The sequence below is a fragment of the Microbacterium sp. TPU 3598 genome, assembly GCF_002356155.1.
Lineage (GTDB): Bacteria > Actinomycetota > Actinomycetes > Actinomycetales > Microbacteriaceae > Microbacterium > Microbacterium maritypicum_A.
In genome coordinates, this window is the sequence record NZ_AP017975.1 from 1,943,707 (window position 1) to 1,959,173 (window position 15,467).

General features: G+C 66.8%; 13 protein-coding genes. 4 read left to right on the forward strand and 9 right to left on the reverse strand.

All coding sequences use genetic code 11. The features are described 5' to 3' along the window. The first annotated feature begins 30 nt into the window (after positions 1-30). The 3 genes from glgX to glgB all read left to right on the forward strand — a co-directional run bounded on the left by glgX (position 31) and on the right by glgB (position 6,442). Positions 31-2,103 (forward strand): glycogen debranching protein GlgX, encoded by a 2,073-nt coding sequence (glgX, locus tag MST3598_RS09270; protein ID WP_029259172.1) that lies wholly within the window; start codon positions 31-33, stop codon positions 2,101-2,103. Positions 2,104-2,168: 65 nt separating this feature from the next. After that, positions 2,169-4,241 (forward strand): maltotransferase domain-containing protein, encoded by a 2,073-nt coding sequence (locus tag MST3598_RS09275; protein ID WP_029259171.1) that lies wholly within the window; start codon positions 2,169-2,171, stop codon positions 4,239-4,241. Beyond that, positions 4,238-6,442, forward strand: a complete 2,205-nt coding sequence (gene glgB, locus MST3598_RS09280) for a 1,4-alpha-glucan branching protein GlgB (protein WP_029259170.1) — start codon at positions 4,238-4,240, stop codon at positions 6,440-6,442. The genes MST3598_RS09275 and glgB overlap by 4 nt, the downstream gene beginning before the upstream one ends. Before the next feature lie 28 nt (positions 6,443-6,470). Here glgB and MST3598_RS09285 read toward each other — a convergent pair whose 3' ends face one another. Both MST3598_RS09285 and MST3598_RS09290 read right to left on the reverse strand, forming a co-directional pair. After that, entirely contained in the window at positions 6,471-7,394 is a 924-nt protein-coding gene (locus MST3598_RS09285; RefSeq protein WP_029259169.1) for a tetratricopeptide repeat protein, read from the reverse strand. Continuing rightward, entirely contained in the window at positions 7,391-9,337 is a 1,947-nt protein-coding gene (locus tag MST3598_RS09290) for a hypothetical protein (protein ID WP_051671023.1), read from the reverse strand. Before MST3598_RS09290 ends, MST3598_RS09285 begins: the two co-directional genes overlap by 4 nt. 181 nt (positions 9,338-9,518) lie before the next feature. On the opposite strand from MST3598_RS09290, the gene MST3598_RS09295 reads away from it, so the two are divergent. Then, positions 9,519-10,580, forward strand: a complete 1,062-nt coding sequence (locus MST3598_RS09295; RefSeq protein ID WP_021200487.1) for an AI-2E family transporter — start codon at positions 9,519-9,521, stop codon at positions 10,578-10,580. A gap of 12 nt (positions 10,581-10,592) precedes the next feature. Here MST3598_RS09295 and MST3598_RS09300 read toward each other — a convergent pair whose 3' ends face one another. The 7 genes from MST3598_RS09300 to pyrH form a co-directional block, all read right to left on the reverse strand. Beyond that, on the reverse strand, positions 10,593-11,315 hold the full coding sequence (locus MST3598_RS09300; RefSeq protein WP_029259167.1) for an alpha/beta hydrolase: 723 nt from the start codon (positions 11,313-11,315) through the stop codon (positions 10,593-10,595). Beyond that, positions 11,312-11,599, reverse strand: a complete 288-nt coding sequence (locus MST3598_RS18665; RefSeq protein ID WP_096359540.1) for a hypothetical protein — start codon at positions 11,597-11,599, stop codon at positions 11,312-11,314. Before MST3598_RS18665 ends, MST3598_RS09300 begins: the two co-directional genes overlap by 4 nt. A 9-nt stretch (positions 11,600-11,608) precedes the next feature. Continuing rightward, positions 11,609-12,283, reverse strand: a complete 675-nt coding sequence (locus MST3598_RS09310) for a transglycosylase SLT domain-containing protein (RefSeq protein WP_021200485.1) — start codon at positions 12,281-12,283, stop codon at positions 11,609-11,611. A gap of 66 nt (positions 12,284-12,349) precedes the next feature. Beyond that, positions 12,350-12,928: a DivIVA domain-containing protein gene (locus MST3598_RS09315; protein WP_029259165.1), complete on the reverse strand. Its 579-nt coding sequence runs from the start codon at positions 12,926-12,928 to the stop codon at positions 12,350-12,352. After that, entirely contained in the window at positions 12,928-14,073 is a 1,146-nt protein-coding gene (locus tag MST3598_RS09320) for a phosphatidate cytidylyltransferase (RefSeq protein ID WP_029259164.1), read from the reverse strand. Before MST3598_RS09320 ends, MST3598_RS09315 begins: the two co-directional genes overlap by 1 nt. Before the next feature lie 5 nt (positions 14,074-14,078). Continuing rightward, positions 14,079-14,633, reverse strand: coding sequence for a ribosome recycling factor (frr, locus tag MST3598_RS09325; RefSeq protein ID WP_021200482.1), 555 nt, complete (start codon positions 14,631-14,633; stop codon positions 14,079-14,081). A 68-nt stretch (positions 14,634-14,701) separates the two neighbouring features. Next, positions 14,702-15,418, reverse strand: coding sequence for a UMP kinase (pyrH, locus tag MST3598_RS09330; RefSeq protein ID WP_017830711.1), 717 nt, complete (start codon positions 15,416-15,418; stop codon positions 14,702-14,704). Positions 15,419-15,467 lie beyond the last annotated feature (49 nt).

Genomic DNA, 15,467 nt, shown 5'->3' on the forward strand with positions numbered 1-15,467 from the left:
ACGGCAACACATCGCGCCTAGTGTGTACTCATGCCCGAGTCCCGAGACCTCACCGTGCCCGGCGGACCTGCCCTCGACAACCTCGGCGTTCGTCTGCACGACGGCGTCGGTACCCTGCGTGTCTGGTCGCAGAACGCCTCCTCCATCGAGTTGGTCGTCTTCGACGCCACCGACCTCGACTGGGCGACGGACGAAGTGCCGCTCGAGCGACTCGCCGGGGGCGTCTGGGAGGTCACCACCGAACTGCTCCAACCCGGTGTGCGGTACGCCGTCCGTGTCGGGGGTCCGCACGGCCCCGGGAACACGTTCAACCCGGAGACGCTGCTCCTCGACCCCTACGCCCGCGGCCTCGCGCAGGGAGACGGATACGAGGAATGGCGCTCCGTGGTGATCGTCGACGGCTTCGATTGGGGCGAGTCGCAGAAGCCTCGGGTGCCGTTGGACCGCACTGTCATCTACGAGGGGCATCTCAAAGGCCTCACCAAACGTCATCCCGATGTTCCTCCCGCACTGCACGGCACCTACGCCGGGCTCGCCCACCCCGCGATGATCGCGTACTTCCACTCCCTGGGGATCACGTCGATCGAGCTGCTCCCGGTTCATGCCTTCGTGCCGGAACCTCGCCTCCTCGAGCGCGGTCTCACCAACTACTGGGGCTACAACACGCTGAACTTCTTCACCCCGCACACCGCCTACGCCACCGAGGAGGCCCGCAAGGAGGGGCCGGAGGCGGTGCTGGCCGAGTTCAAGGGCATGGTGCGGCTGCTGCACGAGGCAGGACTCGAGGTCATCCTCGACGTCGTGTACAACCACACGTCCGAAGAGGGCATCGGTGGTCCGCGCTCGAGCCTGCGCGGCATCGACAACGCGAACTACTACCGGCAGGATGAGTCCGGCGTCTACGTCGACACCACCGGGTGCGGCAACACCCTGAACACGGCGACCGATGCCGGTGCCCGACTCGTTCTGGACTCCCTGCGCTACTGGGCGCAGGAGATGCAGATCGACGGCTTCCGCTTCGACCTCGCCACGGCCATCGCCCGCGACGCCGCCCACACATACACCCCGGAGCATCCGCTTCTCACCGCCATCGCGGACGATCCGATCCTCGCCGACACCAAGCTCATCGCCGAGCCATGGGACGTCGGTCTCGGCGGCTGGCAGACGGGCAACTTCCCGGCCGGCTGGCATGAGTGGAACGACCGCTATCGCGATCGGGTGCGCAACTTCTGGCTGAGCGACATCGACTACGCCCGGCGAGCATCTGCCCCGGTGGGCATCGGTGGATTCGCGACCCGTCTCGCCGGATCGTCGAACACCTTCAGCGAGGACCGCGGTCCGCTCGCCAGCGTGAACTTCGTCACGGCGCACGACGGCTTCACCCTGCACGACCTCGTCTCCCACGACGTCAAGCACAATGAGGCCAACGGCGAACAGAATCGCGACGGTGCGGACATGAACCGCGCGTTCAACCACGGAGTCGAGGGTCCGACAGACGACCCGACCATCCTCGCCTCGCGGCGCAAAGCCATGCGCAACCTGCTCGGAACGCTCCTGCTGTCCGCGGGCATTCCCATGCTCACCGCCGGCGACGAGGTCGGTCGCACCCAGCGAGGCAACAACAACGCCTATGCCCAGGACTCCGTCCTGACCTGGCTCGGTTGGGAGTTCGAGCCCTGGCAGGACGATCTGCGCGCCCACGTCTCCCGGCTCATCCGGCTGCGCCAGGAGAACCCCGCCTTGCGACCGAGCCGCTACGCGCGACTCGGCGAGCACATCCCCAACGCCTCGGTGATGGACTGGTACGACCAGAACGGGGAGACGATGGAGCAGGACCAATGGGCCGACCCAGGGAACCGGACGCTGCAGTATGTCGCCGCCTCCACTCCCGACACCGAGGCCTACAACCGCATCCTGCTGATCGTGCACGGTACCGAGTCGCCCATCGATGTACGCCTGCCCGTCGAGATCGAAGACGCGACCCGCTTCGTCTCGCTGTGGTCGAGTGCTCAGGAGCGCCCTTCCGATGACGAAGAGGTCTTCGCGCCTGGCGATGTGCTGCCGGTCTCGGGCACGTCGATGAGGCTGTTCCGCATCGAATGAAGCCGGCCGACGACGCACCCTCCGGCGCGCTACCCGTGGCCACGTCCGCGCGGTACATTCGGGAGGTGGCTGCACGTGCTGGTACTCGGTCCTCGGCTCTTCGGAGCCCCGCTCAGATCCCGGCGCGCGCCCTGGGCGTTGCGGATTCTCCCGGTGCACTGCGGACGACCCGCATCCCGCTGCTCGACCCGTCGCCATCGGTACCCGGTGGCTTCAGGCCGAAGGCCTTCGTCGGCGAAGTGGTGCCCTTCAGCGTGGTCGCGTTCCGCGAGGGCCACGACGTCATCGGCGTGCACGTCCGGCTCACGTCCCCTTCCGGAGAAGAGACCCTGCATCGCCTCTCTCCCCGCGACGACGGCACCGACACCTGGTCGACGCCGATCGCGCTCGACGAACAGGGCGAATGGCTCTTCCGGTTCGAGGCCTTCTCCGATGACTTCGCGACCTGGGCGCACGCCGCGGAGCTGAAGGTCGCCGCCGGGGTCGACGTCCCGGTGATGGCAGCGCTGGGGGCAGATCTGCTGGCGCGGGCCGCCGCGGAGAAGGACCGCCCGGCACCGCAGCGGAAACGGCTCGGCGCAGACGCGGTATCCCTGCAGGACGGCGATGCCGCGACAACCATGGCGCTGGCGACGGATGCGGGATTGGTTCAGATCTTCCGCGACCGTCCCGTGACGACTCTGCGCTCCGCGACGCCGACACACACGCTGCATGCCGACCGGCGCGCGGCAGGTGTCGGCGCCTGGTACGAGTTCTTCCCCCGCTCCGAAGGCGCGCGGCGTCTGAAGGACGGAACTGTCAAGAGCGGCACGTTCCGCACCGCGACGCGTCGTCTGCCCGACGTCGCGACGATGGGTTTCGACGTGGTGTATCTGGTGCCGATCCATCCGATCGGTTCCACCAATCGCAAGGGACGCAACAACACCCTCACCGCCGAGGCCGGAGACCCGGGTTCGCCGTACGCGATCGGCGCCACGGAAGGCGGGCACGATGCGATCCATCCCGAACTGGGCACCTCGCAGGATTTCCGGGCGTTCGTGCGCGCGGCACGGAGGGAAGGGCTCGAGGTCGCGCTCGACCTCGCACTCCAGGCCTCGCCCGACCATCCATGGGTGCGCGAGCATCCGGAGTGGTTCACGACCCTCCCGGACGGCACGATCGCCTACGCCGAGAACCCGCCGAAGAAGTACCAGGACATCTACCCTCTGAACTTCGACAACGATCCGGACGGCATCTACGCCGAGATGCTGCGGGTCGTGCAGCACTGGGTGGCGCAGGGCGTGAAGATCTTCCGCGTCGACAACCCGCACACGAAACCGCTCCAGTTCTGGGAATGGCTCATCGCAGAGGTGAACGCCGTCGACCCCGACGTGATCTTCCTCGCAGAGGCGTTCACCCGACCGGCCGTCATGCGCGCGCTCGCCGCGGTCGGTTTCCAGCAGAGCTACAGCTACTTCACCTGGCGCAACACGAAGGCCGAGCTCGAGGAGTTCCTCGGCTCGGTATCCCACGAGACCTCCGACTACATGAGGCCCAACCTCTTCGTGAACACCCACGACATCCTCACCGAGTACCTGCAGTTCGGTGGCAGGGCGGCCTACAGGATCCGCGCCTGCATCGCCGCGACGGCAGGTCCCGTATGGGGCGTTTACGCGGGCTACGAACTCTTCGAGAACGTCGCCCGTCCCGGGTCCGAAGAGAACATCGACAACGAGAAGTACGAGTACAAGTTCCGAGACTGGGTCGGCGCCGAGGCCCGCGGCGAATCGCTCGCTCCCCTGCTGCGCCGACTCAACGAGATCCGGGGCGCTCATCCCGCGTTGCAGCAGCTCCGCAACTTCCGCGCGCACTGGAGCGACGACGACGCGGTGCTCGTCTACAGCAAGCATCTGGCGGCGCCGTTCACCGGCACCGGTCGCGGAGACACCGTCATCGTCGTCGCCAACGTCGACCCGCACTCGGTGCGGGAGACCACCGTGCACCTCGACACGACCCAGTGGGGCATCCTCCCGGGCGAGGCCTTCGAGGTGGAGGACCTCCTCACGGGAGCCGTCTGGACCTGGACCGATCACAACTACGTGCGGCTCGACGCCTTCGCCGAGCCGGTGCACATCCTGAAGGTGAGGGAGCGATCATGAGCTACACGGAAGACGTCGCCGCATCCACCGAATGGGAGGCGGTCTCATCAGCCACGTACCACGATCCTCACTCCGTTCTCGGCGCGCATGCCCACAAGGATGCGGCCGACCGCACCGTCACCGTGATCCGTGCCAGACGCCCGCTCGCAGAAGCAGTCGCAGCCGTCTTCGACGACGGCAGCAGACGGGAGCTCGCCCACGTCGCCCACGGCATCTGGGAGGGCCAGCACAGCGGTCCCCCGGTCCCTTACCGCATCGCCACGAGGTACGCAGATCACGATGAGACAGTGTCGGGCGACCCGTATCGGCATCCGCCGACGCTCGGCGACCTCGACCTGCACCTGATCGCCGAGGGGCGTCACGAACGCCTCTGGGAGGCGTTGGGCGCTCATGTGCGCACGTTCGACGGAGAGATCGGCGTCTCGTTCGCGGTCTGGGCGCCCAACGCCACTGCCGTGCGGGTGGTCGGCGATCACAACGACTGGAACGGCGAAGCCCACGCCATGCGCTCGATGGGCGTCAGCGGCGTCTGGGAGCTTTTCGTTCCAGGGCTTCCGATCGGCACCAGATACAAGTACCAGATCCGCACCCGCGAGGGGGCGTGGATCCTCAAGGCCGACCCGATGGCGCTCGCTGCCGAGGTTCCGCCCGACACCGCATCGATCGTGACGGCATCGACGCACAGCTGGTCGGATGGCGCGTGGATGACGCGCCGGGCGGCCACCCACGCCGTGGCGCAGCCGTTGTCGATCTACGAGGTCCACGTCGGCTCATGGCGGGCGGGCCTCGGATACCGCGAGATCGCCGACCCGCTGATCCAGCATGTGACGGAATCGGGCTTCTCCCACGTCGAGTTCATGCCGCTGGCGGAGCATCCGTTCGGTGGATCGTGGGGCTATCAGGTCAGCGGATACTACGCCCCCACGAGCAGGTTCGGCACGCCCGACGACCTGCGCTACCTCATCGACCGTCTCCACCAGGCCGGCATCGGCGTGATCATGGACTGGGTTCCGGGCCACTTCCCCAAGGATGCCTTCGCGCTCGCGCGCTTCGACGGTCAGCCGCTCTACGAGCACCCGGACCCACGACGCGGAGAGCATCAGGACTGGGGAACACTCATCTTCGATTACGGCCGCCCGGAGGTCCGCGGATTCCTGGTCGCCAACGCCCTGTACTGGCTCCAGGAGTTCCATGTCGATGGGCTCCGTGTCGACGCCGTCGCCTCGATGCTCTACCTCGACTACTCCCGTCAACCGGGCGAATGGGAGCCGAACATCCATGGCGGGCGCGAGAACCTCGAGGCGATCCGCTTCCTGCAGGAGGTGAATGCCACCGCCTACCGGCTGCACCCGGGGATCCTGATGATCGCGGAGGAGTCCACCAGCTTCCCCGGCGTCACCGCTCCCACCGACCACGCAGGCCTGGGTTTCGGGTTCAAGTGGAACATGGGCTGGATGAACGACTCCCTGCAGTACATCTCCCGCGACCCGATGTACCGCGGGCATCACGAGGGCGAGATGACCTTCTCCTTCGTCTACGCCTTCGGTGAGAACTATCTGCTTCCCATCAGCCACGACGAAGTCGTCCACGGCAAGGGCAGCCTGGTCGCAAAGATGCCGGGAGACCATTGGCACAAGCTGGCGAACGTGCGTGCGTACCTCGCCTACATGTGGGGGCACCCCGGCAAGAAGCTGCTGTTCATGGGGCAGGAGTTCGGCCAGCTGGCGGAGTGGTCGGAAGGGCGCGAGCTGGATTGGTGGCTCCTCGAGCAGCCCTCACATGCCCAGCTGCAGGACTTCATCGGCGAGATGAACCGTACCTACCGGGCGCAGGCCCCTCTCTGGGAACGCGACAACGACGGTTCGTCGTTCAGCCGCCTCGGTGCGCCGAGCTGGGAATCTACGGTGATCGCGTTCGAGAGGCGTGACGCGCACGGCGGGCGCCTGGTCGTCGTGAGCAACTTCGCCGGGGTGGAACGCACCGGGTATCAGCTCACCCTTCCTCGAGAAGGAGTGTGGCAGGAAGTGCTCAACACGGACGCGGCGGACTACGGGGGTCGAGGATCGGGCAACCTCGGGTTGGTCTATGCGAAACCCTCAGAAGGAGGAGCACCGCTCGCGACCCTGACGTTGCCCGCGCTCTCGACGCTGTGGCTGCGCTACCAGTCCGACCCTCACGTGCCAACGGTCAACCACGGCTGAGCGCGCCGGCGACTCGGCGCGTACCTCCCTAGAACAGCAGCGACGAAAGCCGGTTGCGCGCCGACACGACCCGCGGATCCTCCGCACCGATGAGCCCGAAGAGCTCGACCAGGCGCTCACGAACGGGCGTGCGCTGGTCGGACGGGAGCTGCGCGAACAGATCGAGCAGGCGACCGAAGGCGTCATCGACATGCCCGCCGGCGAGGTCGAGGTCGGCCACATCGAACTGCGCCTGGACGTCGAGGGGGCCCTCGGCCGCTGCGGCCCGTGCCGCCTGCAGATCGAGGCCCTGAACGCGGTCGAGCAGCCGCACCTGGCCGAGACCAGCGAGCGCGTCCGCGTCCCGCGGGTTCTCCGCGAGCGCCTTCTCGTACGCCGTGATCGCGGCCGCGTAGTCGCCGACCTCGATCGCCGCGAACGCCTCAGCGTGCAGCGGGGGGAGCTCCGGCTCCACGGGAGGTTCCGGGTCCGCGCCCTCCTCGCCGACCGAGAGCGATCCGGTGACACCGTTCTGCGCCGCCACCTGCAGCAGCTGCGCGAAGACGTCGCGAACCTGCTGCTCCGGCACGGCCCCGGTGAACATCGGCACCGGCTGACCGGCGATCAGGGCCACCACCATCGGGATGGACTGGGCACGGAAGCTCTGCGCCAGCTGCGGATTCGCATCCACATCGACCTTGGCGAGCAGCACGCGTCCGCCGAGCTCGCGCGTCACCTTCTCGATGATCGGGCTCAGCTGCTTGCAGGGCCCGCACCACTCCGCCCAGAGGTCGACGACGACGGGAACGGTGCGCGAGAGCTCGAGGATCTGCCCGAACGTCTCGTCGGTCGCATCCACGACGACATCGGGCAGTCCCTGGGCGGGGGCGCCCTCTGCGGGAGATGCGGGCCGGTTGCGGAGACTCGACAGGTCGACGGCACCGCGCAGGGCGGCAGGAGAGATCTCACTCATTTGATCACCTTCACGGACAGGAGGTCCTGGTGGGCTGCCAGGAGCCGGATCTGCTCCGTCGAGCCCTTTGCCGGGACCGAGAAGAACAGCTGGAACTCGTAGGTCGTCTCGACGCCCTTCGCGGACTCGGTCGCGTCGGTGAGGGCCTTGGCTTGTGCATTGTCGCCGAAACGGATGGAGACGTCGTCTCCCGTCGGCGTCACCGTCTCGGTATCGGTGAGGGTGACGGCGACGATCGCGCCGCTGTCCAAAGTCGTCATCGAGATGGGGGCATCCGTCGTCGGAGCCATGTCGAAGGCGGCCTTCGACGTGTCGGCGGCGCCCTTGTCGGCGAGAGCCTGGATCACGGCCTGACGGCTGTCGGTGATCGACTTGGCGTAGGTCAACGCCAGATCGTCGAACATGTCGTAGAACTCGCTCTGCTCCCCCTGGTCCACCACATCGGCGAAGGTCGAGGCGAGGTTCGCAGGCGGGATCGTCAGGAACGCGGAATCGGAGGGAACGAGCGATGTCCCGAGCCAGGATGCGGCGACCTCGGGAAAGACGGCGTCAGCAGACATCTCGGCGATGTTCGAGACCTTGTAGTTCGACCAGGGGTCGGCCTGCGTCATCGTGAGGACCACCGGCGGCACCGTGTCATCCCCGGTCTTCGACAGCATCAGTACTGTGCGCGGCCACTGATCGGTCGCTTCCGGCAGCACGACCTCGACCTGATCGGTCGGGATCGCCGCGGGCGGAACGGTGTCCGGGAGCTTCGAGCGCAGAGCATACTCAGTGGTCCGCGCTGCGAGAGCGGGCCCCTCGAAGCGGGTAGCGAGCAGGTCGAGGTCGAGTGCTGCGTCGGCTTCGCTCACCGTGCCGGCGAGCGTCTTCAATATGCGCTTGGCCTGCGCTTCGGTCACCGCAGGGGGCTTCTGGTTCTCCGGCGCGATCACCGTCGGACTCGGAGACGGGCTCGGCGAGGCGTCGCCCAGCTGCGGCCACGAGTCCGACGAGCACCCGGCGGCAAGAAGCGCCGTGAGCCCGAGAGCCGGAAGCGCGAGCATGCGACGCCGGCGAGGCCGCGTGGCTGCGCGCATGGAGGTCTTCGCGTCGGGGTCCTTGCTCTCGTCCACGATCTCCGCCTCCTCGACGTCTCCGTCGGCCGGCGCCGCCGTTCCTGCGGAGGGTTCGCTGCGCGGAGCGCCGGACTCCTCGATCGCCGCGCGCTCAGACGGCGGAAGAACCGCGACGTCGATCGGTTCGGTCGCCGGGAGCGGACCCGGGCCCTTGCGCCGGGGGCCGCGGCCGCGGCGCTGATGGCGGATCGCGAGCACGTAGAGGATGAGGCCGAGCAGCAGCACGATTCCCCCGGCGACCATGAGAGGTCCCGCCCACGGCGTCGAGTTGTCCAGCGGCCAGGAGACCACGATGTCATCCGGCGCATCGGCTGTGCCGTCGTAGGCGACGAGCATGCTCGTGCCCTCGGGCAACTGCATGTTTTCGGCCGTGAGACGGTTGTCCTTGACGAACGAGTCGAGCCAGAGATCGGATCCCCGCGGATCACGCCCCGCGGACTCCGCGTCGGCGGAGTCGCCCTCAGCGCCGTCGCTCGGAGCATCGGTCTCGCCGTCAGCGGAGGGCGCCGTGACGTGCTCGACCGCCAGATCGCCGTTCTTCTTCAGCGTGACCTGGTTGTAGTCGGAGTCGGCGAGCCAGGCCTCCATGTCGGCGGTGCGACCATAGCTGCCGAAGATCTCGCCCTCTCCCCGGACGATCAGCGTCTGCGCGCCTGGATTCGCCCGAAGCACGTCGCCGTCGATGAGGACGAAGGGTGCCGGTTCATCGATCTCGACCTGGGTCTGCTGAGTGTCCGGCCCCATGAAGATGGTGCGCTGAGCAATCCCCGCGCCGATCAGCACGGCAGCCAGCACGAAGGCCACCACGGCCCATACGAAACGCACGAATAGTCTCCTCACGCATCGCCGGCACTTGCCAGCGACGCAACACTCGACATTTCAGACTAGCGAAATCAGCTGTGTGTTGCCCACGAGCAGGTTCAGTGCGGGCCGGACCGGCACGTCGTCGGTGCCGAGCCGGACGCTCTGGATAGCCTTGCTGCATCCGTCCTCGAGGAGCCTCCGAATGAAGATCCACAATCCCTTCCGCACCGCCCTGGTGGCGACGCTCGGCGTGGGATTGGGCATCCTGCTGATCAACAGCGTGCAGAACCTCTCCACGGTTCTGCTCTATCTCGGCACGGCTCTCTTCCTCAGTCTCGGACTCGATCCGCTCGTCTCCTTCCTGGAGCGCCGGCGTCTCCCCCGATGGCTCGCTGTCATCGTCACGATCCTCGCGGTGCTCGGCATCTTCGTCGGCATCGTGCTCATCGTCCTTCCCGTGCTGGTCGACCAGATCTCCCAGCTGATCGCCCAGATCACGGCGATCGTGCAACGCGGTACCGCGATCGACGACCTCAAGCAGTGGATGACGGACGCGTTCCCCAACCTGAGGGTCGATGATGTCTTCACCTACGTCGAGGACTGGCTCACCACGAACCTGACCGAGATCGGCGGCTCCATCGGCCAAGGGTTCCTCGTGGCGAGTGGCGCCGTGCTCAGCGGCCTGTTCGGTGCGTTCATCGTCCTCATCCTGACGATCTATCTCACGGCTTCCACTCCGTCCCTCAAGCGGGCGGTCTACCAGCTGGCTCCGGCGTCGAAACGTGACAGGTTCATCGACCTGTCCGAACAGATCACGGATTCGGTCGGCTATTACGTCATGGGGCAGGTGACGCAGGGTGTCATCAACGGCGTGCTGAGCGCGATCTTCCTGTCGATCATCCAAGCACCGTTCCCCGCCGTCCTCGCGGTGATCGCGTTCTTCTTCTCCCTGATCCCGCTCGTCGGCACCCTGACCGGCTCCACGATCATCGTGCTGGTGTGTCTCATCCCCGGACTGGGCTCTCCGGCGACCGCGATCGCCGCTGCGATCTACTACCTGATCTACATGCAGATCGAGGCCTACATCATCTCGCCGCGCATCATGAGTCGTGCGGTCTCGGTACCGGGGGCGGTCGTCGTGGTCGCGGCACTCGCCGGAGGAAGCCTTCTCGGTCTGCTGGGCGCGCTGATCGCCATCCCGGTCGCCGCGAGCATCCTGATCATCTACCGGCAGGTGCTCATCCCGCGGATGAACGAGCTCTGAACCCGCTGCGCGTCAGTCGTCGGTCGGCCAGTGCGTCGCGAGAGGCAGTGCCGCAGGATTTACCGCGGCCACGATCTCCGTCAGCACGCGTCGCGTCTGGGTCTCGCCCACCCAGAGGTGCTTCCCCCCGTCCACCGCGATCAGTTGTGCGTGCGGGATCGCAGCGAACCTCTCGCGGGCCTCGGCGGGGCGCAGGTAGTCATCCAGCTCCGGTACCAGGACGACCACGGGGCGGTCGACCGTCGCCCACGCGGCGACCTCTTCCGGTGTCGCGCGGTGCAAAGGCGGCGAAAGGAGGATGATCCCCTCGATGTCGTGCTCCCGACCGTACTTCAACGCGAGTTCCGTGCCGAAGGACCATCCCAGCAGCCAGGGGCGAGGCAGAGCGCGTTCACGCACGAAGTCCATCGCCGCGGCGACGTCGAACTGTTCGGACGCCCCGCCATCGAAGGATCCGTCACTGGTCCCACGAGGTGATGCGGTCCCCCTCGTGTTGAATCGCAGCACGGCCAGATCCGCCAGAGCGGGCAGACGTGCAGCCGCTTTGCGGATGATGTGCGAATCCATGAACCCGCCGGCCGTAGGCAGGGGATGAAGCGTCACGAGAGTCGCGACAGGAGTCGTGGTCTCCGGCACGGCGAGCTCTCCGACCAACGTGAGACCGTCGGCGGTCTTCAGCTCGATGTCTTCGCGTCGCGCCGGAAGCTCCAGTGGTCCTCGGATCTCGATGCTCATGCAAGCCTCCAACAGTGTGTGTGCCAGTGTCGCCGTGCGGCGAGGTCAGCCGCGTCGCCGAGCAAGCCGTCCGCGCGCCAGGCGACGAGATGGGCGGTTCCGGCGACGATCGATCGACCGCAGCCCGGGCAGAGATAGTCCTTCTGCGCCTGCGCCCCGGAAACCGGTTGCACGGTCCACTCACCGCCGCGGCGGGTCTCGGTACGCTTCCAGCCCGCGAGGAGGCGATCGAAGGAGTCCTCGGGGTCAGGGCGCTCCGAAGGACGTCTGCGAGAGCGGGGCATACTGCCTGCTCACCACCAGTGGTTGTTGACCCAGAAGTTGTACGCACCGGCCCAGCTGCCGTAGCGGCCGGTGGCGTATCCGGTCGCCCAGCGAAGGTTGTCGACCGGGTTGTAGCCGTTGCCGGGCACCTTGCTGCATGGCAGCGCCTGCACCAGACCGCAGGCACCGGAGGACTTGTTCGTGGCGTTCGGGTTCCAACCGCTCTCGCGGGACACGACGTAGTCGACGTACTGCCAGTCGCTCTGCGCGATGCCGGCTGCCGCCATCCACTCTGCAGGAGCACCGCCTCCCGTGTACGGAGGAAGGCTACCTCCGGAAGGCTTTCCGGAGGATCCCCCACGGGGTGCCGCAGCCACGGTCGGGACCGGAGCCGGCTTCGGCTTCACATAGACCTCGAACCCTCCGCGCACGACGGGTGCGATCTCGGCACCTTCGACGGTGACGGTGAGGTTCTGAGTGTCCGCGAGCGCAAGCGAATAGGCGGAGTCCGGCGACTCCTCAGGGGCGGGTGCGGCCAATGCCACCCCGGTCGGTGCGACCAATGCACCGGCGAAACCCACGACGGCGAGGGAACTGAAGACCCCGACGACACCACGGCTGCGAGACCAGCGTCGTGTGCCCGTGCGCGCCGAACGAGCCTTCACCGCGGGCACCGGCGAGAGGTCGTTTCTTTCGAGATTCATGTCGTTTCGGGAGTTCACGATGAGGGACAGTCTACGCAAGAGTGCCTGGATCGACCATCAGGAACCTCAGCGAACGGCGAGAATCACGTCGATCGTGGCGTCCAGAAGGGCATCCACCTGCTCCTCGCGGTATCCCCCACGCTGCATCCGGAACGCCGCCGAGCGCAACTGCTCGGCAGTCAGCGCTTCGCCGTCGCGGAGATACCGCACGATACGCGTCGACACATGATCGACCTCATCGAGACGGTACCCGAAGGTGAGCACTCCGGTACGGGCGAATCGGTGGCGCCGTGGTCGCGCCAGGTGATCCAGGATCACCTGCGCGTCTGCTCTGGCCTGCTCCACCCAGGCACCTGCTCCCGCGGATCGCACCGCGCGTTCGCGTTCTCGAGCGGCGAAGGCGTCTTCGACACGGCCGAGCGCCGCGTCGACATCCGCGACGACGTATCCGTTCTTCACCAGCGGGAAGGAGGCCGTCCGCACATCGTCCGCGCTGAGTTCATCGCCGCCCGCCTCGAACGCGCGGCGGGCAGATGCGAGGAACGTGTCGACGGCTGCCCGGTGATAGCCACGCACCCGACCGGAGGTGAGTGCGAATGCCGGCGGCGTCGATTCCGCCTGTTCGTCGAGCTGATCTTTGTTCATCACAGAACCACCCAAGGAGAGAAGAGGAAGTAGAGACAGAGCGCAGGGATCGTCGAGGGCAGAATGCTGTCGAGTCGATCGAGCAGCCCTCCGTGACCGGGGAGCCAGGAACTCATGTCCTTGATGCCGAGGTCGCGCTTGAGCATCGATTCACCGAGGTCCCCCAGCGTCGCGGAGAGCAGGATCGACGCGCCGAAGATCACGCCGCACCACCACGGCAGCTCCAGGAGGAAGATCGCGAGCAGCACCCCCGCAGCGAGCGAGGCGATGACGGCGCCGCCGAAACCCTCCCAGGTCTTCTTCGGGCTGATCTTCGGAGCCATCGGGTGACGGCCGAAGGCGAGACCGGCGGCGTACGCGCCCGTGTCGGCCGCTACGGCGATCGCGATGAAGCTGAGGACCCACCATTGACCGCCCTCCTGCTTGAGGAGGATGAGCGCGATCCCCGCGAGGAAGGGGACGTAGACCTGCACGAACCCGCTCGTGACGGCGTCGGCGAGGACGTCCCCGTAGGTGCGGCCGTCCTTCTCCACCATCTGCGCGATGAGCCGCCACACGATGACGAACGCGACGGACACGAAGAGCATCACCCAGCACAACCAGGGCTCGGCGAAGTACGCCGAGAGCACGAGGAACGCGGCGGCGATCAGCTGAGGGACCACGTCGACGCGGCGACCCGAGCTCCGCAGCGCTCGGGAGAGCTCGTAGACACCGAGCAAGGCGGCCGCGAGAGCGAACGGGACGAAGAGCACCTTGAGGAAGAGCAACGATCCCAGGAGCGCAGCGCCGAAGGCGAGACCGATCAGAATGGCCAGGACGAGATCGCGGCCCGTGCGCTCCTTGATACGTTCGTTCGCCTGGTCGAGCTGGTCGCGTGCATGGGAGACATGGCTGCCGAGTTCATCCCGTGCTGCGCGCCACTGTTCCCGGATAGCGTTGTGATCCGCCGTGTCCAGGGGACCGACGCCGCCCGAGGGCATGCGCTCCGAAGCTGCGGGAAGCGGTGGGCGCGGAGGGACGGCAGCCGCGTCGAAAGACGGGAACGCGGCGTCAACGAGCGGGACGCCGTCGGATGGGGTCTTCCCGTTCCCGCCGTGACGCGTGAACGGCCCATCGTCGTCGGCATCTCGCGTTTCGTCAGACATCCCGACTACACCTCGAGGAGTTCTGCCTCTTTGCGCTTCAGCGCGTCATCGATGAGCTCGACGTGCTGACGTGTCAGGACGTCGAGCTCCTTCTCTCCGCGCGCGATCTCGTCCTCACCGAGCTCGCTCTTGAGGGCATCGAGCTCGTCCTTGGCCTTGCGACGGATACCACGGACGTGGACCTTCGCGTCCTCGGCCTTGGTCTTGACGAGCTTGACGTACTCCTTGCGGCGCTCGGCCGTGAGCTCCGGCATCGTCACGCGAACGAGGTTGCCGTCGTTCGTCGGGTTGGCTCCGAGGTTGGGCATGTCACGGATCGCCTGTTCGATCGCCTTCAGCGCCGACTTGTCGTACGGCGTGATGATGAGCGTGCGAGCTTCCTGGTTCGCCAGGGAGGCGAGCTGGGCGATCGGCGTGGGAGTGCCGTAGTAGTCCACGAGGACCTTCTGGAACATCTGCGGGTTCGCACGACCGGTGCGCACCGTGGAGAAGTCCTCCTTGGCAGCTTCGACCGCCCGGTTCATGCGAGTGGTGGTTTCAGCGAGGACGTCCGCGATCACGGTGACTCCTATCGTCGGGGTGTTCTGCAAATTCTATCGGGCGAAGTCGTCTCCGCCGTGTCACACACTCAGGCGGTGACGAGGGTTCCGATCGGCTCGCCGAGGAGCGCACGGGTCACGTTCCCGGCGGGCTCCATGCCGAACACGCGCATGTCCATACTGTTGTCCATGCACAGGCTGAAGGCGGTCGAGTCGACGACCTTGAGACCACGCTGGAGCGCATCTCGATAGGTGACGCGCTCGATGCGCTCCGCGTCGGCATGCTTGTTGGGGTCGGCGGTGTAGATGGCGTCGACGCCGTTCTTGGCGACGAGGACCTCGTCCGCGCCGATCTCGAGCGCACGCTGTGCCGCGACGGTGTCAGTGGAGAAGTACGGGAGGCCGGCCCCGGCACCGAAGATGACGACCCGCCCCTTCTCGAGATGACGCTCAGCCCGGCGCGGAATGTACGGCTCGGCGACCTGGGTCATCGAGATGGCGGACTGCACACGGGTGGCGGCCCCGGCCTGCTCGAGGAAATCCTGCAGGGCGAGCGCGTTCATGACCGTACCGAGCATGCCCATGTAGTCGGCGCGACCGCGGTCCATGCCTCGCTGGCTCAGTTCTGCGCCGCGGAAGAAGTTGCCCCCGCCGACGACGATCGCGACCTCGACACGGTCCACCGCAGCGGCGATGTCACGGGCGATCTGCGAGACCACGTCGGGGCTGACACCCAGCTGTCCCGCTCCGAATGCCTCTCCGGAGAGCTTGAGAAGGACGCGTCGGCGTCCGGTGCGTTCAGTCATGGGTGGGTGTCCTCTCGTCCCGATTCAAGATAGTGCCTCGTGGGCATGA

Coding starts and splice junctions, on each gene's coding strand:
- glgX (WP_029259172.1), top strand. CDS start 31: ATGCCCGAGTCCCGAGACCTCACCGTGCCCGGCGGACCTGCCCTCGAC.
- glgB (WP_029259170.1), top strand. CDS start 4,238: ATGAGCTACACGGAAGACGTCGCCGCATCCACCGAATGGGAGGCGGTC.
- MST3598_RS09285 (WP_029259169.1), bottom strand. CDS start 7,394: ATGAGTGAGATCTCTCCTGCCGCCCTGCGCGGTGCCGTCGACCTGTCG.
- MST3598_RS09295 (WP_021200487.1), top strand. CDS start 9,519: ATGAAGATCCACAATCCCTTCCGCACCGCCCTGGTGGCGACGCTCGGC.
- MST3598_RS09300 (WP_029259167.1), bottom strand. CDS start 11,315: ATGAGCATCGAGATCCGAGGACCACTGGAGCTTCCGGCGCGACGCGAA.
- MST3598_RS18665 (WP_096359540.1), bottom strand. CDS start 11,599: ATGCCCCGCTCTCGCAGACGTCCTTCGGAGCGCCCTGACCCCGAGGAC.
- MST3598_RS09310 (WP_021200485.1), bottom strand. CDS start 12,283: ATGAATCTCGAAAGAAACGACCTCTCGCCGGTGCCCGCGGTGAAGGCT.
- MST3598_RS09315 (WP_029259165.1), bottom strand. CDS start 12,928: ATGAACAAAGATCAGCTCGACGAACAGGCGGAATCGACGCCGCCGGCA.
- MST3598_RS09320 (WP_029259164.1), bottom strand. CDS start 14,073: ATGTCTGACGAAACGCGAGATGCCGACGACGATGGGCCGTTCACGCGT.
- pyrH (WP_017830711.1), bottom strand. CDS start 15,418: ATGACTGAACGCACCGGACGCCGACGCGTCCTTCTCAAGCTCTCCGGA.